The following is a 22,468-nucleotide window of genomic DNA, read 5'->3' as shown; positions in this document are numbered from 1 at the left end:
TCTAATATCTAATAGCACAATCAACAAAGTGATGACCACACCAAAGCTTGCGGTTGTATCTAAATCTCTGTCTAAATTAGGCTTAGGCTTTAGCCTGATTTTGTTAGCTGGATGTGTAAGTATGTCCGGTATCTCGCCGCAAGCTGAGCTAGTAAAGCCAGAAAGTCTGAACACAGGCAAGGCGATTACTGCTGCTGCACATATTGCCTGGCCTAAAGAGGATTGGTGGAAAATCTATCATGACCCACAGTTAGATAGCCTGATTGCAAAAGCAGTAGAAGGTAGTCCTACGCTCAATGCGGCAAAAGCCAGAGTAGCGCTTACCCAGGCCATTGCCGATAGTATGCACGCAGAAACACTACCTAACATTAGCGGAAATGTTTCTGTGATACGTGAGCGTTTTACTGAGTTGCAGTTTATACCTCCTCCATGGGGCGGGCATACTGATTGGAACAACAAGGCGGCAATTTCGCTTGCTCACGATTTAGATTTATGGGGGCGCCAAGAAAGTATTTGGCGAGGTTCACTTGATGAATCCAAGGCGGTAGCGGCTGAAATGCAACAGGTGAAATTGGGGCTGGAGTCTGCAATTATCCGTAGCTATGTGCAGTTAGCCATGGAGTTTGAGGCACGCGACATTGCCGAAGAGCATCAAGCGCAGTTGAAGGAGCGAACTGCAATTGCGCGTCGTGCATTAGCTGCCGGCATTGGCACGCAGATGGAAGTCATCGAAACCGAGACCCCATTGCCAACCGCCCACGCCCACATAGAGGCCATTAACACACGTATTGATTTATTACGTCATCAGCTGGCCGCGCTATCTGGTCAAGGCCCTGGTGCGGGTGAAATGATACAGCGCCCCAAAATGTCACTTGATCATTTAGTTGGCCTGCCAGACCAATTACCTGCGAATTTAATCGGACGCCGCCCAGATGTATTGGCCTACAGGTGGCGCGTAGAGGCGGCATCACACAATATTGAGGGTGCAAAAGCTGCGTTCTATCCAAACATTAACCTGCTAGCTTTTGTTGGATTTCAGGCGCTTGGATTCAGCCAGCTCTTGTCCAGTGCGGCTGGCATTGCTGGTGTAGGGCCGGCAGTTTCTCTACCAATATTTGACGGCGGGCGTCGCCGCGGTAATTTATCTGCAAAAACAGCGGCCTATGATCTTGCCGTTGAAAATTATAACGAAGCGGTGATTCGTGCTTTACAGGATGTGTCTGATCAGTTGGTGATATTGCAATCCAATATTAAACAGCGCAAGGACGTAGCACTTGCGCTCGCAACCGCATATAAGGCCCATACGCTGGCGGAGAAAAGCTATCACGCTGGTTTGACTAACTATCAACATGTGCTCGATACCCATGCAATCGTGTTAAGGCAGCAGGAAATCGCGACTCAATTAGAGGCGGTATGGCTGGATGGTTATGCTAACCTGATGCGCGCACTTGGCGGCGGCACTATTGTAAATGGCACTGATGGCTATCACTTCGATGAGCAAGGCGTAGAGCAAAGCTTGCCTGCTAACTCCACAGTGACGGAGCATAAATAGCTGTGAGATTGATCCCGAATTTCATCATTAATCGCAAAGCGAACGACCTGATTTTATTACAGGCTGCGTGGCGTGAATGGCTGGCAGAAGATGCGCCGATGATTGCCTACATCTTTAAGGTACTGCTGGCATGCCTGCTGGCAATGTGGCTGTCATTACGTTTTGAGTTAGACCAGCCACGCACGGCTATGATGACGGTGGCGATTGTGATGCAGTTTCGCTCTGGCATGGTGTTTGCCAAAAGCTATTATCGTTTTTTAGGCACCAGTGTCGGTATTTTGGTGTCATTTCTACTGGTAGCGCTATTTGCGCAGGAGCGCATACTGTTCTTGGTATGTATGGGCGTGTGGATAGGTCTATGTACGGCAGGGTCCATGATATTTCGTAACTACCAGTCCTATGCCTTTGTGCTGGCAGGATATACGCTATGTATTGTTGGTTTGCCTTCTACGCTTACCCCGGAACTGACCTTTAATATAGGCGTAACCCGTATCTCTGAAATATTGATAGGCCTGATTTGTGCAACACTAGTCAGTGATTTGATTTTTCCACAACGCATGTGGGATGTCATGCTGGCGGCTATACGGAGGAGATTTAAAGATTTTTCAGATTTGATGCAAACTGCCGCAGTGAAACCCGTTGCCTCGACTACCTCAACGCCCACTTTGCTACGTTTTCTGGGTGATATTTTCAGTTTAGAGTCGTTTCAAGCTTCAGCCGGCATGGAGAACGACAAGTCACGCCTGCATAGACAAAAACTAAGCCGGATGAACAATGAGTTTATGGAGGTCTCAACCAGTTTCCATGCTTTTGAGCAACTGCTACGGCGTCAGCACAATATTACGCAACCGCAGGTCAGTGATGCATTGCAAAGGGTTTACCAGTCTTTAAGCGCCGCCATCATGGTAGAGGGCCGCAGTGCACAAACAGAGCAAGAAGCGATGATAGTGAGCCGGCAGCTTTCGGCTTTCCGCAATCAATTTTCTGCCAATATTCATACTGAGCGTACACGGTTAAGGGCTGATGTCGGCGCAACTGAGCGTCTAGACTTTGAAACCGGCTGCGAATTACTGCAACGCCTAACAGATGAGCTTTATGTTTATACCAGTACTTATGCTTCACTCGCGGCGGCTCAGAATAGTAATGTTGCTGTCACCGAAATAGCACAGACGCCAAAACTGGAAATGCATTTTGACCCACTAGCAGTTAGTTTAGCGGGGGTACGTGGCACCTTGTCATTAGCAATTCTGTCCGCATTGTGGATATTGACAGATTGGCGCTCTGGCGTAGAAGCCATCACGCTTGGTGTTATTTCAAGTACGTTATTTGCAACCACTCCGTCACCAACGCGTACTATCAAGAACTTTATGATCGGCGCCATCATCGGCACATTATTGGCGTACTTCTGCAATTTTCACTTATTGACACAGGCACATGGTTTTTGGATGCTGGCTGTTGCTGTTGCCCCCGGGATTATCATTGCAGCATGGTTCACAACCAGACCGGCAACTGCCATTGTGGGGGCAGGGGTGTTTATGGTGTATCTGATGCATATTGGATTTAATAGCGCATATAACAGCAACCCGGTGACGTTTATCAATGATGCGATTGCGGATTTATTAGCCGTGCTAATCTCAGGCATCATGTATGGATTAATCGACCTGAGCAGTAGTCGCTGGTCACGTCAGCGTATTGCAAAATCCTTGCGTAATCTGGTGGTAGCGGCTTGCCGTGACCCGGTAACCTTGCGCCGCAGTCGTCTGGAAACTGGTGCACGTGAGCTGGTGCAACGCGCTGGCAGTGCACAGCGTATTGGAGATAAAGAAGACCGTGTTGTGATTGAGTGGCTGTTATCCACTTTAGAAATCGGCCATGCCGTGGTTGCACTGCGCGAATATCTGCAGATGGTGGAGCACCCTTACATCAGCAAGATGTTGTCGCTTGGTCTGGAGTCTGTTGCCCAATTATACGACGCGCCTTCTGAAGCCTCACGTATACAGGCGATTAGCACGATTGATCATGCCATGGCAGAAATTAGTCAGGCCAATATAGACTTTAATTTACCACAAGCTAACCAGCACAAAATCACGGTAATGCTGCATTTTATTCGCAGTGCACTACTGGATGAAGAATCTGTTCTTGTCGCTGGCGCGCAGGCAACATTGGAGAAACATTAACTATGCCCGTAGAAATTGCACTGCCAGTTGAAGTTGCATTGTTAGATGCGCTTGTTCCCAGCCTGCTATTTGCTTTTATCGCTGCGGGGATAGCTTCATTAATACTGGATTGGATATTTGTACGTTATGAAATTTACCGTTATCTATGGTACCCGGCCCTGTTTCGGCTCGCATTATTCATTTGCCTGTTTGCCGTACTTGGGCTTTGCATCTACTGAAAGGAATCACCATGAAAGGTCTGAATAAAACGCTCATTAGGGTCTCCATCACGTTGCTATTGGTGGTGGTTGCTATTGCGCTAGGACGTATGCTTTGGGTACGTTATATGGACTCGCCGTGGACACGTGATGGCAGAGTGCGGGCAGATGTCGTGAATATTGCACCAGACGTAGCAGGCTTGGTCACCGAGGTTGCCGTGCACGACAACCAGCTGGTGCATCGTGGAGACGTACTATTCCGCATTGATAGCGAACATTATCAACATGCCCTAAACCAAGCCAAGGCAATGGTGAGTCAGCGTAAAGCGATGCTGGATATGAAGCGTGGTCAGGCATCACGCCGTGCGGCGCTGGATGACCAAGTGATTTCGCGAGAAAACAGAGAAGATACCGATATGGTTGCCATCAGCGCCAAGGCTGAGTATGAAGCCGCATTGTCGCAACTTGACCAAGCTAAGCTGAACTTAGAACGTACTATCGTACGCTCTCCGGTGGATGGCTGGGTGTCTAATCTATTGGTACGTCCTGGTGATTTTGCACAGGTTGGTGTAGCTAAATTGGCAGTGATTGATCAGCACTCATTTTGGGTTTATGGCTACTTTGAAGAGCATAAATTAGCTCTTATCAAAATCGGTGACCCTGCAGAAGTTAAATTGCTTGGTTCCAATCGTGTGTTACATGGGCGTGTTGAAAGTATTGCGCACGGGATCACCGATAGAGATAACCCAACCGATGTGCGTTTATTGGCTAATGTTAACCCTAGTTTCAATTGGGTGCGCTTAGCACAGCGGGTGCCGGTGCGTATCAGTTTGGATAGTATCCCTAAAGATTTGACACTGGTAGCTGGGATGACCTGTGCGGTGATTGTTCACCCCAGTACCAAAAAATAAGGGCGTTGCCGTTGTAAGCCAACTACTGTCAATATTGCAAGTGGCAGGCAGGGGCGGCAGCGCATCTAGCAGTTAATAGTGATCCCAATGTGCATTGCCATAATCTGCGACCTTGACTCTGGCTTCTTGTTTGTTGGCGCTGATTAACTGCGGTTTGGCTACTGGGTGCATTTTAATCACATTGTCGGTGAACGTGATATTTGCCTCATCTAACTTAAAGACGCTGACAGCATCTGCCAAGGCATTGGCTTGCTCTAGCAGTGATTCAGCCGCAGCGGTTGCTTCTTCTACGAGTGATGCATTTTGCTGTGTGGCTTCATCCATTAAGGTTATCGCTACGTTGACTTGGTCGATACCCGTACTTTGCTCTGCTGAGGCAGTTGCGATTTCGCTAATGATATCGGCTACCTGCTGTACAGAGGATACGACTTCCTCCATGGTCTTTCCTGCATTTTCTACTTGCTTGGTGCCTTCATAAGTTTTGCTCACCGAGTCATTAATCAGCGCTTTGATTTCCTTCGCTGCGCTGGCTGAGCGCTGTGCCAAGCTCCTTACTTCGCCGGCAACCACAGCAAAACCACGGCCTTGTTCACCTGCTCTGGCTGCTTCAACTGCGGCATTGAGCGCGAGAATATTGGTTTGAAAGGCAATACTATCAATCACGCTGATAATGTCTTCAATTTTTCGTGCGCTTTCGTTAATGGCACTCATGGTAATCACTGCGTCTGAAACAACCGCACCACCTTTTACTGCCACTCCTGAAGCGCTCAGCGCCAACTGGTTGGCACGCTTAGCGTTATCTGCATTACGTTTCACGGTTGAAGCTAGCTCTTCCATGCTGGCTGCCGTTTCTTCTAGGCTGGATACTTGTTTTTCAGTACGCGCTGACAGGTCATTATTGCCTGAGGTGATTTCTGCTGCGGCGGTATTAATGGTTTCTACTGAGGCTTTCACTGTAGCAATCGGGCCAACAATCATCTCTAAGGTTTCATTCACGCCTTCTACAATTTTTCTAAAGTCACCTAAGTGCGTGCTTGCATCTACACGCACTGAAACCCGGCCATCATGCGCGGCATTAGATAGTATGTTCACATCACTGACTAACGCATTAATAGAGGTAATGCAGGTGTTCAGATTGTCTTTAATGTTATTAAAGTCTCCATTAAAGCTGGCGGTGATTTTTTCAGGAATCTCGCCACGTGCAATGTGCTCCAGGTTGCTGGCAGCCATGTTCAATGGTGTGACGATAGCGTCCAATGTGGCGTTCAGGCCTTCAATTACTTTGCGATATTCACCTAAATGTTTTGAAGCATCGGCACGGGTAGTTAAGGCACCTGCTTCTGCATCTTTTGCCAGTAGGTTGGCATCTGCCACCAGCGCTTTGATGGCAAGGCCGCAGGCATTTAAGTTGTTTTTGATGATATTAAAGTCACCTTGGTAGTGATCGGTGATTTCAGATGGGATGATGCCTTTAGAGAGATTGTCCACATAATTTGCCGCCATTGTGAGCGGGGTGATAATGGCATCTAGCAGTTGGTTAATGCCGCTGCTGATGTCTTTAATCACACCAGTAGGCAATGTGTTGGTATCAATGCGCTCGCTCAGGTTACCTGCAACAGCCTGCTTAATAAGCTCGGCCACATTTTTCTCTGCAATGACTTCGGCAGTGCGGTTGCTCCACTGCGTCATCTTGCCTAATGCATAACCATCTGTTTCATCATATACCGGGCTAACCACTAATTGCAGGTGATGCTCGGCCATAGTGGTATCTATGATTTTCTGGCGACTGATTTCAGTAGCAAACTGTTCACGGTCTGCTGCATTTTCCAGATACTGGCTTAGATTCTCGCCCATCATTTTGTCTAAAGCGAACGCAGGGTGATATTTCTGAATGCCAACACTCATTTGCTCAAACAAGGTTTTTGCCGCGTGGTTCATATAGATGAGACGATTATCGCGATTAGATAAGGTAACGGCAATCGATGCTTGGTCTAGTGTGGCTTTAATACGCTGAATGCTACTGACAGCCTCTTTGTGGTCAAAATCCAGTCTGGTTTTGAGTGCATGATAGGCATCCACTACATCGGTTAGCTCATCCCTGTGCTCAGACCTTGGTACCAGCTTGTTATTCATTTCCTCTGCACTTTCACGCAGATTGCTACCAATCGCACGCAAACGCGGAATAATGGAGCGGTTCAGGTTCCAGCCCAGTAAGCCGCATATCATGAGGGCGACAACAATAAATGCAATCGCATAGTTTCTATGTTTGATATAGTTGGCTTGTGTCACTTCGTATTCTGCGGCCACGCCTGCGTAATGTAGGCTACTCAGTTTGTTCAGGCTTTCAGTCAGTGGGTCTATCGCTTTATATACATCTGAAGTATTAAATGTCATCAAGCGTTCAATATCATCGCTACGGATAATGCCTTGCAGTAACACCGCAGACTCAAGCGCAGTATCAAATAAAGGCTGAATCTCAGCGGCTAATGCTGATTCTGTTTCTGCATGCGGGCTGGCTAAATAGGATTTCCACTCTTTGTCTAATACCAGCAGTGCCTGATCAACATTGGCGGCAGCTTCGGCAGAAGTGATAATGCCTCTTTGCAGTTTCTGGCCAGTGCTAACAATATTGGTGCTGAACATATCATTAATCACTTTTAATTGCTTTAACGGCAGCACTCTGTTCTTGTAGACACTTTCTAGGCCATGGTTGCTTTCTTTAATGCCAGAAATGCCACTAAAACCTAGCATAGAGGTGGTTAATGCCACCATAATAAAAATGCAGGCAATTTTATTGTTAATCGTAATACGGTTGGTAAACTCTTTAAATCTTCTCAGTAACGCGGTATGCCAGCGCTCTTCATGCTTGATGGCGCGGTAATGCGCACGGGCTTTCTCAACTTGTGCTTTGCTGGCTTTGGTGCTGACAGACATATAGCCAACTACTTTGCCATGCTCACGCACTGTGGTGACACAAGAATATACCCAAAAATGATCGCCGTTTTGGCACAGCCCTTGTTCCACACCTATCCATGGCTTTTTACTTTGTAGTGTCATCCATATATCGGTGAGAATTTCTTTCGGCATCTCTGGGTGGTGGATAACGCTTTGCTTTTTGCCTATCAGGTCTTGCTCGTTGAAACCGGTCACTTCTATAAAGTCACGGTTTACGTAGATAATTTTTCCTTCTAAATCAGTTTTTAAGACGATGGAAACTGATTCGTTAATCTCTCGTTCAATTTGCGTTAACGTGATATTTTCTTTCATTGCACACCTTTTTTATTATTTGTATAACAAACATGGAATAGCGCTGATTGACGAAAAACACATGCGCTATGTTCTGACTTCTGTTTTTGTTCTGCGAATCCTGTCATGATGTGTTGCTAATCACGCTGCCATTTCTATAACGGATTCGTGAGGGCTGCGGCGTTCTATAAACAGGCTATTGCCTGCAATTTCCTTGGCTTGCTTTTTGGCGTTGACACACGCGGTGGAAACCTCGTGATGTGAGTGGTAGAGCGCGGAATTTACAATTAAGGCGCCAATCGATAGGCTGACAAAGGGATGAAAGCGTTGCTCACCTTGACGGTCTTGCGTGATGATGCCGCCGCTTTTTTGATCAGCATCCGAGTAAAACATAGGAGACACTTTAGCAATCTGGGATAACAGCGTATGGCAGCGACTTTCCCAGTTTTTACTCTGAAACAGGATGATAAAGTCGTCACCGCCGATATGGCCGACAAAGTCGTAAGGACCGCAGGCATCTGCTAGCACCTGGCCGGTTCTCTGGATTACTTCATCGCCTTTTTTGTAGCCATATACATCGTTATATGGTTTGAAGTAATCAAGATCGCAGTAGCAGGCCACAAACTGTGTGCCTGATTGCAACAAGCTATCAATTTGTTCGCTAATCGGTACGTTGCCCGGCAGTAAAGTAAGCGGGTTAGCGTAGCGTGCAGTATCTATCTGCATTTTGGTGATAAGCCTGAGTAAGTCATGCCCACTTGCCATGCCCGCGTACTGGCCATTGTCAGTGACAATAAAGCCGGCAGATAGGTGGTGTGGTTTACTTTGCAGGATTAAATCGCTTAATTTTTTGAGGCTAGTGTCTTTGTCTACAATTAATGCAGACTTGTCTGTCATCATTTCGCATGGGCGCTGCCCATAAAGTTCTCTGCGGAAAGGGCGCGCGTAATCGTTAATCATGATGCTACGATTAATCAGACCAATCGGTCGACCATCCAGTACGACGGGGATGGAGTAAATCTCCTGATTCTCATCGAACATTTTAAATACATCTTCGTTCAGGCAAGTCGGGCTGACTGGGGCAGAATATTTCAGTAGTTTTTCAACAGTTGCGCGATTTTGTAGTAGGTTTTCACGCTCAAATTCGAATCTGACTAAAGAGTTTTTAATGTCAGATGATGCTTCTCGTATAGGTGTTGGGTGTGGTCTGGCAATATGGTAGCCCTGACTATAGGCAATACCTAAGTCGCGGATTGCCATCAGTTGCTCATGGGTTTCAATCCCTTCCGCAATTACTTGGGCGCCTGATTTCTCGGCGATTTCCTGAATAGAGCGTGCAAACTGTAGTTTTACCGGGTCTAGGTGAATGTTCTGTGTGAAGTGCTTATCAATCTTGACGTAGTCAGGGCGGATTTCTGACCATAAGCGCAGCCCGGAAAAACCTTCGCCCAGATCGTCGATGGCGATTTCAAATCCCATGTTCCGATAGTGATGCGTGGCATCACGCATCAATTGGTAATCCAGCGTTTGTGCGTTTTCTGTTAACTCAATGATGACCTGGCTAGGCTTTAGGCCTAATGCCTCCATATATTTCAGAGTTTCACCAGATTTTGAGTATTTTTGTAATAAGATATCCGGGCTAATGTTAAGAAATATCTTGCCCGGCAGGTTTTGCCTAGCAAATGATTCCAGCACCGTCTGGCGACAAAGATATTCCAACTCTGTCACCAAGCCACAACTTCTGGCCATTGCAAACAAAGCCATGGGGGAGTGTAACGTGCTGTTGATTGGCCCGCGGATTAGGCCTTCGTAACCAATAAACTTGCCTTGCTGCATATTAAGTATTGGCTGAAAAACAGCAGTGAGCTGCCTATTTTGAATAATGTCGTGTAGATGCAAGCAAGCAGCTTCATTGGCGCATGGGCCGAGTTCCGTCATCCATGCCGGATTACTCACTGTACTCATTTAGACCTCTGGATCGTCTTATCATGGGTAGCAATATTGACGCGCCAATGTGACATGCGCGTGACAGTTTGGTGACATTTAATAATTGGTCTTGGTGTCGGTTTTTTAATGCGATATACATTAATCACCTAGATTCACCATGAGTTTAATGCTGTCATTTACGTGTGATAGGTTAAAATCTAACTTACTTAAAATCTGTGAATTGTTGAATGACTATTGCACCACTTCCGCAGGCTGCTAACGCTTCAGTGCCAAACTTAGAGAGCCACACTCCCATGATGCGCCAGTATCTCGGCTTAAAGGCACAACATCCTGATATGTTGCTGTTCTATCGCATGGGCGACTTTTACGAGCTGTTTTTTGAAGATGCCGAAAAAGCCTCGCGATTGCTGGGCATTACCTTAACGCATCGTGGTAGCAGTAACGGGCAGCCGATTAAAATGGCTGGCGTGCCGTATCATGCAGCCGAGCAATATTTAGCCAAGCTTGCCAAAATGGGCGAGGCAGTTGCTATTTGTGAGCAAGTGGGGGATCCGGCAACTACCAAGGGCCCTGTGGCGCGTGAAGTAGCGCGGATTCTTACCCCCGGCACGCTTACCGATGCCGCACTGTTAGATGAGTCTCGTGATAATCAATTGCTCAGTATTTTTCAGGCGGATGGCGTTGTCGGCTTGGCACGATTAAATCTAGCCTCCGGTAGCTTTATTCTGAGCGAAATTGCAGTCGGTTTATTAGCGCAGGAGATTGAGCGGATTGCCCCCAGCGAAATGCTGCTTGCCGATGATTTTCAGCATCATGCATTGAGTGCAAGTAAAGTGGCTAAGCGGCGCTTGAGTACGTGGCAGTTTGATTTTGATAGTGCGTTTTCTACCCTGACTAAGCAGTTTAATACTTATGACCTGAATGGCTTTGGCTGCGCAGATATGCTGCCCGCTATTTGTGCCGCGGGTGCTTTGCTAGACTACGTGAAGCATACGCAACGCACCACTTTGCCCCATATTAATGCCTTGAGTGTAGAAACTACTAGTGCTTACTTGCAGCTGGATGCGGCAACCAGACGTAATCTGGAAATTGATATGACCTTGCGCGGCGAGGCAAGCCCCACTTTGTATTCTTTATTGAATACTACGCAGACGGCGATGGGCGCGCGCTTATTGCGTCATTGGCTGCACCACCCTTTGCAAGACCGTAACCTGGTAATGAAGCGACATGAGGCGATTGCTGACCTCACACAAACCAACCAATTTTTAAGTCTGAGGCAGACATTAAAATCAGTCGCGGATATTGAGCGTATCACTGCGCGCGTTGCACTTAAAACGGCACGCCCTAGAGATTTATCTGGATTGGCTGTGAGTTTGCAGCAATTACCTTTATTACAAGCACAGCTTGAGCCACAGTCGGCTAGCTTGCTGCAAACCTTGGCGGTTAATTTAATTCCGCCAGCAGCGGTGCTGAGCTTATTAATCACTGCCATTAAAGCGGAGCCTAGTGTGGTGCTGCGTGAAGGCGGTGTGATTGCAGATGGTTATGATGCAGAGCTGGATGAACTACGAGCGATACAAACCAATCATGGTCAGTTTTTACTGAGCTTTGAGGCCGCAGAAAAAGAACGTACAGGCATTGCCAACCTGAAAGTGGAATATAACAGTGTGCATGGCTTCTATATTGAAATGAGCCGCGCACAGGCTGAGTCTGCCCCCGCAGAATACAGGCGTCGCCAGACCCTGAAAAATGTAGAGCGCTTTATCACGCCTGAACTGAAAGCGTTTGAAGATAAAGTGCTGAGCGCGAATGACCGTGCATTGGCACGTGAAAAAATGCTGTATGAGCAAGTGCTAGCTGAGCTTGGGCAATATATCGCAGCATTACAAACTAATGCGGGTGCAGTAGCGGCGCTAGATGTGTTGTGCTGCTTTACCGAGCGAGCCATCAGCTTAAATTATGTGGCGCCTATGTTCACCACAGAAGCTGGATTAGAGGTGGTGAACGGCCGTCATCCTGTAGTTGAGCAGATTTCTTTGCAGGCATCAGGCCAGCCGTTTATCGCCAATGATGTTGTGCTTAACCCTTACCGCCAACTGCTGTTAATTACCGGTCCGAATATGGGTGGTAAATCTACTTTTATGCGGCAAACCGCATTGATTGTGTTATTAGCGTATTGTGGCTGCTATGTGCCGGCGACGAGCGTGAAGATTGGTGAAATCGACCGCATCATGACGCGAATTGGGGCATCGGACGACTTGGCGGGCGGGCGCTCCACTTTTATGGTGGAGATGACAGAAACTGCCAACATCCTCCATAACGCCACTGATAAGAGTTTGGTGTTGCTGGATGAAATTGGCCGTGGTACCTCTACATTTGATGGTTTGAGTTTGGCTTGGGCAGTTGCTAAGCAGTTGTTAGAGAAAAACCGCGCCTATACTTTATTTGCTACGCATTATTTCGAGCTGACGCGGATTGTGGATGAGTTTAAATATGCCGCCAACGTGCACTTGGATGCAGTTGAACATGGCAACACCATTGTATTTATGCATAAGGTAGAGGAGGGTGCTGCCAACCAAAGCTATGGTTTGCAAGTTGCCCAGTTGGCGGGCATCCCTAAGCCCGTTATTAGTGCAGCAAAAAGAAAGCTTGCTCAGTTAGAGCTCAATCAAGTAGCCAATCAAGATGCATCTGCCGTGCCGCAGGTTGATATGTTTATGGTGAATGAGCAAGCGGCAGATGCGCCATTACACCCAGTATTGGCAGAATTGGAGTCGCTGCAAGTTGACGATCTCACGCCTAAGCAGGCGTTAGATATGCTGTATCGTCTAAAAGAAGCCACCATTCAAGCTTAAAGCGTACGTTTGCTTTCCTAGTCTTATTCACCTGCATCTTGGAGCGCAAATGTATGTGTACACCATGATGGTGGCACTAGTCATCAATAGTGCTTCATCTTGGTACAAGCGCGTGCATACGCACTTTATTTGTGCGAACTCCTAATTTTTAAGTTGTTTCCTAGCGCACCTAAAACAGTAGATTCTATTAAAAACAAGCATTTATAATTGTTTGGCATAGTTGGCACAGCTATTGCTTATATTAGCTCAACTGATAGAGTCTTAAGCCGCTATGTTAAAAGTAATGATAGTTGATAATAATTTGGAGCGCATTAAGCCACTTAAGCAATCTTTGATTGATAGTGGCTACGATGTAATCGCGCATCTGAGAGATACCATCAATTTGAATGACGCATGCAGCAAGCTCCAGCCGGACGTTGTGGTGATTGATACGGACTCGCCAAGTCGTGACACATTGGAAAATATTTGTGTGATGACGATGAATGATCCTCGCCCTGTGATGATGTTTACCCATGATGGTAATAAAGAACAGATTAAATTGGCAACGCAGGCAGGTGTATGTGCTTATGTAGTAGGTGCTTTACCCAATGAGCGCTTGCAGCCTGTGATTGATGCAGCGGTGGCCAGGTTTGAAGAATTTAAGAATTTACGTGTTGCCTTGCAAGAGGCAAACACCAAGCTAAGCGAGCGTAAAGTAATTGAGCGTGCAAAAGGTTTAATCATGAAGCAGCGCAACGTGGATGAAAACGAGGCTTATAGCATGTTAAGAAAGATGGCGATGGAAAAGCACACGCGCATCGGATCTTTAGCGACACAAATTGTTGAAGCGGCAGAGTTGCTACTTTAACCGGATATAAAAGCAGAGTTATGTATTAAGAATTAAGCAGTACTTGCGTATAAACGCCCAATGATGGGCAGTCTACGCAAGTGCTCTAGCAGTAAATACGAGCCAATGGAGGCTCAGATCAAGTAATACAAGACAAAGGCGTCTTGATAAGCAATCAACTCTTTATTGATGAGTTGGTTCAACTTATCAGACGCCTTTTTTTTATAAATTTTTTAGATTGTTTGGATTATTTTAGGAGAGCTAAGATGGGCAATGACAATACAAGTAATAAGGCGGGAAAATTAGGTCAGCAACCAAATGTGGTGGTTGATCCAGCACGCCGTGACTTTTTTAAAATGAGTGCAGTTGGCGCATTAGGGGCAGCAGCAATGATGGGTTTAGTACCAAACGGCATCCGTACACAGGCATACGCAGCAGGTTCTGACGCACCGGAAATCAAAGAGGTGAAAATTGGTTTTATTCCTCTTACCGATTGCGCACCGATTATCGTAGCTGCGGAAATGGGTTTTGATAAGAAATACGGCATCAAAATTACCCCTTCAAAAGAAGCGTCTTGGGCTGCTGTGCGCGATAAAGTAGCTAATGGTGAGTTGCATGCAGCGCACATTCTATATGGCTTGGTGTACGGTGTTCAGCTTGGTATCGGCGGCCAACAAAAAGATATGACAGTGCTGATGGGCTTAAACCATAACGGTCAAGGTATTACGCTTTCTAACCAGCTTAAAGACAAAGGTGTGAAAGATGGTAAGAGCTTAAAACGTTTACTTGATAACGAAAACCGTGACTATACCTTCGCACAAACTTTCCCGACTGGTACCCATGCAATGTGGCTTAACTACTGGCTAGCTGCTAATGGCATTCATCCGGTAAAAGACGTTAAAAATATCGTAGTGCCTCCACCACAAATGGTTGCCAATATGCGTATTGGTAACATGGATGGTTACTGTGTGGGTGAGCCATGGAACGCTAGGGCAATTTTCGACAAAGTTGGATTTACTGTTGCTACTACACAAGATATTTGGGTAGATCACCCTGAAAAAGTTTTGGGCGCTACCGCAGAGTTTGTAGAGAAGAACCCAAATACAGCACGCGCCATCATGATGGCAATTCTTGAAGCTTGTCGTTATATCGATGCTGCAGAGAATCGTGCAAAAGTTGCTAAGTTGATTTCAGGTAAGGCATATGTGAATGCGCCAGAGCAAGTGATTGCTGGCCGCTTTGTAGGCGACTACGACAATGGCAACGGTAAAGTATGGAAAGATCCTAACTACATGAAGTTCTTTGATGATGGCAAAGTGAACTATCCATTCTTGTCTGATGGTATGTGGTTCTTAACACAGCATAAACGTTGGGGCTTGCTCAAGTCAGACCCTGACTACTTAGCGGTTGCTACCAAAGTTAACCAAACCAAACTTTATACTGAAGCTGCATCGCAATTGGGTATCAGCGTGCCTAAAAGCACAATGCGCAGCAGTAAGTTAATGGATGGCGTAGTGTGGGATGGCTCTAACCCAGCTGCTTATGCTGCATCATTTAAGATTAAAGCGTAAGCCATAAAACACAGCATCAATAGAGTTGCGCCTTAAGGAATTGAAATGACAAATACTGTAAATAAATTAATGCCTATTGCTAAATGTTTCACTTTCGGCAGTTCAAGTAGTTTAAATGTTCAGGCATATCGCTTTTTTAGATGGATATTGCCACCTATCTTTGGTTTGTTCTTGTTGGCTGTTATTTGGGCCATGATTGCTGAACACACACCAGAGTTGCCTGGACCAATTAAAACTTGGGCTTCTGCCGTTGAGTTGTTTAGTGATCCGTTTTATGACCATGGCATCAATGATAAAGGGGTGGGTTGGAATATCCTGGCGTCATTGCAACGCGTTGGTTTGGGGTTTGGCCTGGCAGCAATCATTGGCATACCACTGGGTTTTATCATCGGTCGTTTTGAGTTTGTTGCAAGAATGACCGCACCAGTCATCAGTTTGCTACGTCCAGTCTCGCCGCTGGCATGGTTGCCGATTGGCTTGCTGGTGTTTAAAGCAGCAAACCCTGCGGCGATATGGGTAATCTTTATTTCTGCAGTATGGCCGATGATTATCAATACGGCGGTTGGCGTGAATAAAGTGCCACAAGACTATATGAACGTTGCCAAAGTATTGAACTTAAGTGAGTGGAAAATCGTAACCAAAATACTGTTCCCGTTTGTGTTGCCTTACATGATGACAGGTGTGCGCTTATCTATCGGCGTGGCATGGTTAGTGATTGTGGCAGCTGAAATGTTGACGGGCGGTGTGGGTATCGGTTTCTGGGTGTGGGATGAGTGGAACAATTTAAATGTGGAACATATCATCATCGCAATTTTTATCGTAGGTATTGTTGGTTTGTTACTTGAGTATGCACTCACACAAATCGCCAAAAGATTTAGTTACGAGTAACGCACTTAAATATATCCTTTAGGAATGATCATGGAAAAAGCAAACACCGATAAATACGTACAGTTAGAGCATGTGAATATGACTTTTAACACTAAAAAAGGCACATTCAATGCACTTAAGGGTATTAATCTAAATATTAAAGAAGGCGAATTCATTTCAATCATTGGGCACTCAGGCTGTGGTAAGTCTACGGTTTTAAATTTAATAGCAGGTTTGCTTCACCCAACAGATGGCTTGATCTTTTGCGCTGGCCGTGAAATTGCAGGGCCAGGTCCTGAGCGTGCGGTTGTGTTTCAAAATCATTCATTATTGCCATGGCTCACTTGTTTTGAGAACGTGTACCTTGCAGTAGAGCGTGTATTTGAAAACGAAACTAAAGCACAGCTTGAGGCGCGCACTCATGCCGCGATTGAGCTGGTTGGTTTGACACATTCTAGTGACAAGCGCCCTAATGAAATTTCTGGTGGTATGAAGCAGCGTGTTGGTATTGCACGTGCCTTAGCCATGGAACCAAAGGTGCTGTTATTGGATGAGCCATTCGGCGCACTGGATGCATTGACCCGTGCTAACTTGCAAGATGAACTGATGAAGATCATGGCGAAATCAGGCTGCACTGCAGTGATGGTAACGCATGATGTAGACGAAGCTGTGCTGTTGTCAGACCGCGTGGTGATGATGACTAACGGTCCAAGTGCTACTATTGGTGAAATTTTGGAGGTTAATTTACCACGTCCAAGAGCGCGTTTGGCATTAGCAGAAGATAAAGAATATAACCACCTGCGCAGTGAAGTATTACGATTTTTGTATGAGCGTCATGCTAAGAAATCAGCATAAAACTAGTATTCAAGCACTCAACACTAAATTTTTTAATTTAAAAGGGATTATTAACATGAAAACTAAAGCAATATTTAAGAAAAATATGGTCATGGCTTGCACCGCGCTAGCTTTGGCTGGTATGGGGCAAGCTGCTTTCGCAGAAGATGAGGTTGCAGAATATACCTTCTTGGATTCAATCAAAGAAGGTAAGCAAATGACTAACTTTCGTTTACGTTACGAGAATGTCAATCAAGAGGCATTTAAGGCCAATGGTAAGAAGCTGGACACCGGCGAAGCTTTTACATTACGCAGCTTGATTGGCTGGCAAACTGCACCATATAAAAACTTCAGTATCGGTGCGCAAATTACAGACGTACATGAGTTTAACGATAACTTTAACGACCGCAGATACAATACGCCAGAGCATAACAATGGCACAGCCAGCGCAAGTGCAGATAAGGCACAGTACCCTAACATTGTAGACCCTGGCTTTACCGATATTAATCAGCTTTTTGTGGATTGGACTGGCATTAAAAACACTAAAGTGCGTTTAGGTCGCCAACAATTGAACTTGGATAACGTGCGTTTTATCGGTGACATTGGCTTTAGACAAAACATGCAAGTGTTTGATGGTGCTTCTGTATTAAACAAAAGCATTCCAGATGTAGAGTTGTTTGCCGCGCACTTTGATAACGTGCGTCAAATTACCACTAAAGACCGTCGTGGCAATATTGAAGTGTTGAATGCGAAATATCGCATTTCACCATCTGAATCAGTAGTAGGTTATGGCTACTTGGTAGATGTTGAAAACTTGGCACAAAACGGCGGTAATCCAAATTCAGTAGGTACAGCAGCGCAAGGTGGCAACGGCTTGGGCGGTAGTGCGGATATCCCTGCGAGTGGATCTAACTTTCAACCATCTAAAACTGACGCAAGCAGCAAAACTTTCGGTTTGCGTTTAGATGGTGTGCGTCCGATTAACCCAGACTGGAAAGTGCTATACACAGCAGAGTATGCAAAACAAACAGATTACCGTGGTGGTAGCTCATTAATTGATGCGTATTATTTCAAACTAGGCGGTGGTGCAGCATATGGTGCATGGTCAGTGCGCTTGGATCATGAAAAGCTTTCTAGCAATGATGGTAAATACGCATTCCAAACACCACTTGGCACCAACCATTTGTTCCAAGGTTGGGCTGATCAGTTCTTAGTGACTCCACGTCAAGGTATTGAAGATACGTTTGTGACCGTTGCTGGTGCCATTGATAAAGTAAAACTTTATGCTGAATATCACTTGTTCAAGTCTGATGAAAAATATCAATCTATGAATGGTAAATTTGGCGACCAATACGGTACAGAGTTTGATGTGAGTGCAACATATCCATTAAATAACAATCTGTTAGGTAAGGTTGAGTATGCTAACTTTAATGAAAGTGATGTATACGGTAACAACCTAAAAGGCGCTGCCCGTAAAGGTGATAAAGAAATCGTTTGGGTTACTGCAATGTACACATTTTAATATCGCATTAAGTGATATTGCCTAGAATCAGTGCGTAAAATATCATGCACCATTATGGAATCCCATAATGGTGCATTAGCACTGTTAGAGAGCCTGCTTTTAAAAAGTGGTTATTAACGCAAAAAAATAAGTAATTGTTTTTAATAATAAAAATTATTTTACTAAAATATGAAACTTGGCATGAATCCTGCCTATATGTGAGCAGAGTGACAATTTAGATTAATTGATGGTGAAAACATGCAAAAGATGAAATTAGTAGTAATTGGTAACGGTATGGCCGGGATGCGTACAGTGGAAGAGTTGCTGAAAATAGCGCCCGATCTTTACGATATCACCGTGTTTGGCGATGAACCTTACCCTAATTACAACCGCATTATGTTGTCTCCGGTGCTTGCAAACGAGCAAACGATTGATGACATCATTTTAAATACCAGAGAATGGTATGCAGAGAACAATATCACCCTGCACACGAGTGCGCGGGTGAACAAGATTGATCGTAAAAACCGTGTGGTTTATACGGAAGATGGCGTGAGCGCTAGCTATGATCGACTATTAATTGCAACAGGCTCTAAGCCGTTTATGCCGCCAATCCCAGGTAATGAGTTTGAGGGCGTGCTGGGCTACCGCGATATTAAAGATACCAATGACATGATTGAGGCTGCTAAAGTCTACAAGCATGCAGTGGTGATCGGTGGTGGTTTATTAGGTTTAGAGGCTGCAAATGGCTTGAAAATTCAAGGCATGGAAGTCACAGTTGTACACAAGAATCAGTGGTTGTTAGAGCGTCAGTTAGATAAAACTGCGGGCGGTATGCTACAAAAAAACCTTGAAGCTAAAGGTTTGAATTTCTTGTTGAATAAAAATACAGAGCAGTTAGTTGGAGATGACAAAGGCCGCGTGAAGGCAGTGAGATTCAGCGATGGTCAAGAAATCCCGGCAGACTTAGTAGTTTGGGCGGTTGGTATCCGTCCTAACTATGCATTAGCGGAATCAGCTGGCATTTACTGTAATAAAGGTATTGTGGTTAATGACACCATGCAAACTTATGACCCACGCGTATATTCAGTGGGTGAGTGTGTAGCGCACCGCGGTATTTCATACGGTCTGGTCGCGCCATTATTTGAAATGGCTAAAGTATGCGCAACGCACTTGGCTAACTTTGGCATAGGCCAATATAAAGGATCAGTAACATCTACTAAACTTAAAGTAACAGGCATCGATTTATTCAGTGCGGGTGACTTTATGGGTGGTAGTGATACGGAAGAGATTGTTTTGCACGACGCAGTTGGTGGGGTTTACAAAAAGCTCATCATCAAAAATGACAAAATCGTTGGTAGCGTGCTTTATGGGGATACCACGGATGGTTCGTGGTATTTTCAAATGCTTAGAGATGGCAAGGCAATCCATGAGATTCGTGACCATTTGATGTTTGGTCAAGATAGCCTTGGCAATACTGGTCATCAAGGCCAGGACAAAGCAGCAGCCATGACCAACGAGATGGAAGTGTGCGGCTGTAACGGGGTATGTAAAGGTACCATCGTTAAAGCAATTCAGGACAAAGGTTTATTCACTATCGATGATGTGAAAAAACAAACCAAAGCTGGTTCTAGCTGTGGTTCTTGCGTAGGCTTGGTTGAGCAGATTCTTGCTTCTACTTTAGGTGGCGGGTATGCCCCTCCATCAACCAGCAAGGCAGTGTGTGGATGTACCACGAAGAACCACGAAGAAGTGCGTGCGGAAATCCGTACCCATAAATACTTGAGCATCCCGGATGCAATGCAAGGCATGGCTTGGTCTACACCAAACGGCTGTGCAACTTGCCGTCCAGCGCTTAACTATTACTTGCTTTCAACATGGCCACACGAGGCGAAGGATGATCCACAATCACGTTTCATCAACGAGCGTGTACATGCAAACATCCAAAAAGATGGTACATATTCAGTGATTCCACGTATGTACGGCGGTGTAACCACACCAGACCAACTTAGAAAAATTGCGGATGTTGCAGATAAGTACGCAGTGCCTATGGTGAAAGTAACCGGCGGTCAACGTATTGACTTGCTAGGCGTGAAAAAAGACGACTTGGTTGATATGTGGAAAGACTTAGACATGCCATCAGGTTATGCCTACGGTAAGAGTATCCGTACGGTTAAAACCTGTGTTGGTTCTGAGTTCTGTCGTTTTGGTACACAAAACTCTACCCAATTAGGCATTGATATCGAAAAAGCATTCGACCATATGTGGGCACCACATAAAGTGAAGTTTGCGGTTTCAGGATGCCCACGTAACTGTGCTGAATCTGGCATTAAAGACGTTGGTATTATCGGTGTAGATTCAGGTTGGGAAATTTACGTAGGCGGTAATGGCGGTATTAAAACCGAAGCTGCGCACTTCTTGTGTAAAGTGAAAACTTCAGAAGAAGTCATGGAGTACTCTGGCGCATTTATCCAGATTTACCGTGAAGAAGCGCGCTATTTGGATCGTACCGTGCATTGGATTGAACGTGTCGGTCTAGAATACGTGAAACAACGTGTGCTAGAAGACGCAGAAGGTCGTAAAGCTGCGTACGAACGCTTGATTTATGCGCTGCAAGGTGCATCTGACCCTTGGGCTGAACGCGTGAACAACCGTGAACAACATAAAGAATATGAAACAATTACTGTGTAATATTTTGTTTAAAGATTAGGAAACGACATAATGAAGTCTAGTTTTTGGAAATCAGGTCATACCCCGACCTTGCTATCATCCTTTTTATATTTTGATTTAAGCTTTATGGTATGGGTCATGTTAGGCCCGTTAGCAGTGCAAATTGCGACCGACCTGCAGCTTACTCCGGCTGAAAAAGGCCTGATGGTGGCAACACCTGTGCTGGCAGGCGCCCTGTTGCGTATTGTGATGGGTGTTTTGGTTGATCAAATTAAACCTAAAATGGCAGGTTTAATTGGCCAAGTGATTGTGATTGCAAGCTTGCTTGCTGCATGGTTGCACGGCTTACAAACATTTCAGCATGCGTTAATGCTGGGCTTGGGTTTAGGCTTTGCTGGTGCAGCGTTTGCAGTGGCTTTGCCTTTGGCTAGCCGCTGGTATCCGCCAGAGCATCAAGGCACAGCCTTAGGGATTGCCGGTGCTGGTAACTCAGGTACTGTATTTGCGGCATTGTTTGCGCCTAGCTTGGCAGTTGCTTATGGCTGGAATAATGTATTTGGCCTAGTGTTGATTCCATTAGGCATCGCTATGTTTGTTTATATCGTTTTTGCTAAAGATGCACCGGATGCACCACCTGCAAAATCATTAAGCCAATACCTGTTGATCCTTAAAGACAAAGACGCTTGGTGGTTCATGTTCTTCTATAGCGTTACTTTTGGTGGTTTTGTAGGTTTAGCTTCATCATTAACTATTTACTTTAATGATTTGTATGCATTAGGCCCAGTAGTTGCTGGTTACTGTACGGCTGCATGCGTGTTTGCAGGTTCACTTGTGCGTCCATTAGGTGGCTGGTTAGCTGACCGCGTTGGTGGTATCCGCACTTTGTTAACCATGTATATACTAGCTGCAATTTTGTTGGTAATCATGAGTTTCGGTCAGCCAACATATCAATCAGCGCTAATGGTCATTATTCCAACCATGGCAATCTTGGGGATGGGTAATGGTGCGGTATTCCAGTTAGTGCCACAACGTTTCCGTAAAGAAATTGGTGTGATGACTGGCTTGGTCGGTATGGCAGGTGGCGTAGGTGGTTTCTACCTCGCTTCAAGTTTAGGCTTCATTAAGCAAGCAACTGGTAATTATCAAGTAGGTATATTGATTTTTGCAGGGCTGGCTGCTTTAGCGGTATTGGGCTTAACCGGTGTTAAAACACGCTGGCGTACAACTTGGGGCGCAGCAACAACTGCTAAGGTATAAGCTGGCAAAGTAAGCTATAAACGCTAAAGTAAGGTATAACCCAAGGCATCAAGCTTAGTA

Annotated in this window: 14 protein-coding genes; 12 read left to right on the top strand and 2 right to left on the bottom strand. The window is 45.5% G+C overall.

The window, feature by feature from the left end; all coding sequences use genetic code 11:
- Positions 1-31: 31 nt before the first annotated feature.
- Genes C3Y98_RS09490 through C3Y98_RS09475 form a run of 4 tightly spaced genes read left to right on the top strand, consistent with a single transcriptional unit; the run spans position 32 to position 4,837 of the window.
- Positions 32-1,552, top strand: coding sequence for an efflux transporter outer membrane subunit (locus C3Y98_RS09490; RefSeq protein WP_135278360.1), 1,521 nt, complete (start codon positions 32-34; stop codon positions 1,550-1,552).
- A gap of 2 nt (positions 1,553-1,554) precedes the next feature.
- Entirely contained in the window at positions 1,555-3,729 is a 2,175-nt protein-coding gene (locus C3Y98_RS09485; RefSeq protein ID WP_135278359.1) for an FUSC family protein, read from the top strand.
- 2 nt (positions 3,730-3,731) lie between these two features.
- The gene (locus C3Y98_RS09480; RefSeq protein WP_245234356.1) at positions 3,732-3,947 is read left to right on the top strand and encodes a DUF1656 domain-containing protein; all 216 of its coding nucleotides are present in this window, start codon (positions 3,732-3,734) and stop codon (positions 3,945-3,947) included.
- An 11-nt stretch (positions 3,948-3,958) separates the two neighbouring features.
- On the top strand, positions 3,959-4,837 hold the full coding sequence (locus tag C3Y98_RS09475) for an efflux RND transporter periplasmic adaptor subunit (protein WP_135278358.1): 879 nt from the start codon (positions 3,959-3,961) through the stop codon (positions 4,835-4,837).
- Between the two features lie 72 nt (positions 4,838-4,909).
- Here the strand turns inward: C3Y98_RS09475 and C3Y98_RS09470 are convergent, their stop codons facing one another.
- Both C3Y98_RS09470 and C3Y98_RS09465 read right to left on the bottom strand, forming a co-directional pair.
- Positions 4,910-8,104, bottom strand: coding sequence for a methyl-accepting chemotaxis protein (locus tag C3Y98_RS09470; protein ID WP_135278357.1), 3,195 nt, complete (start codon positions 8,102-8,104; stop codon positions 4,910-4,912).
- A gap of 120 nt (positions 8,105-8,224) precedes the next feature.
- Positions 8,225-10,048, bottom strand: a complete 1,824-nt coding sequence (locus C3Y98_RS09465; protein WP_135278356.1) for a GGDEF domain-containing protein — start codon at positions 10,046-10,048, stop codon at positions 8,225-8,227.
- Positions 10,049-10,257: 209 nt separating this feature from the next.
- Here C3Y98_RS09465 and mutS point away from each other — a divergent pair, with 209 nt between their 5' ends.
- From mutS to C3Y98_RS09425, 8 genes are all read left to right on the top strand, one after another.
- The gene (mutS, locus tag C3Y98_RS09460) at positions 10,258-12,885 is read left to right on the top strand and encodes a DNA mismatch repair protein MutS (RefSeq protein ID WP_135278355.1); all 2,628 of its coding nucleotides are present in this window, start codon (positions 10,258-10,260) and stop codon (positions 12,883-12,885) included.
- 283 nt (positions 12,886-13,168) lie between these two features.
- Positions 13,169-13,732, top strand: coding sequence for an ANTAR domain-containing response regulator (locus tag C3Y98_RS09455; protein ID WP_245234355.1), 564 nt, complete (start codon positions 13,169-13,171; stop codon positions 13,730-13,732).
- 245 nt (positions 13,733-13,977) lie between these two features.
- Positions 13,978-15,282: a CmpA/NrtA family ABC transporter substrate-binding protein gene (locus C3Y98_RS09450; RefSeq protein WP_135278353.1), complete on the top strand. Its 1,305-nt coding sequence runs from the start codon at positions 13,978-13,980 to the stop codon at positions 15,280-15,282.
- 45 nt (positions 15,283-15,327) lie between these two features.
- The gene (ntrB, locus tag C3Y98_RS09445; protein ID WP_135278352.1) at positions 15,328-16,170 is read left to right on the top strand and encodes a nitrate ABC transporter permease; all 843 of its coding nucleotides are present in this window, start codon (positions 15,328-15,330) and stop codon (positions 16,168-16,170) included.
- A gap of 30 nt (positions 16,171-16,200) precedes the next feature.
- A complete protein-coding gene (locus tag C3Y98_RS09440) occupies positions 16,201-17,004 on the top strand; it encodes an ABC transporter ATP-binding protein (protein ID WP_135278351.1) in 804 nt (267 codons plus the stop codon).
- Between the two features lie 55 nt (positions 17,005-17,059).
- Positions 17,060-18,505, top strand: coding sequence for an alginate export family protein (locus C3Y98_RS09435; protein ID WP_135278350.1), 1,446 nt, complete (start codon positions 17,060-17,062; stop codon positions 18,503-18,505).
- Between the two features lie 237 nt (positions 18,506-18,742).
- Positions 18,743-21,172, top strand: a complete 2,430-nt coding sequence (gene nirB, locus C3Y98_RS09430) for a nitrite reductase large subunit NirB (RefSeq protein ID WP_135278349.1) — start codon at positions 18,743-18,745, stop codon at positions 21,170-21,172.
- A 30-nt stretch (positions 21,173-21,202) separates the two neighbouring features.
- Complete coding sequence (locus tag C3Y98_RS09425; protein ID WP_135278348.1) at positions 21,203-22,408, top strand: nitrate/nitrite transporter; 1,206 nt, start codon at positions 21,203-21,205, stop codon at positions 22,406-22,408.
- The last annotated feature ends 60 nt before the right edge of the window (positions 22,409-22,468 follow it).

This window comes from Methylotenera oryzisoli (assembly GCF_004661485.1).
In the GTDB taxonomy this organism is placed as follows: Bacteria; Pseudomonadota; Gammaproteobacteria; order Burkholderiales; family Methylophilaceae; genus Methylotenera; species Methylotenera oryzisoli.
This window is presented reverse-complemented; position numbering and strand designations above follow the sequence as displayed.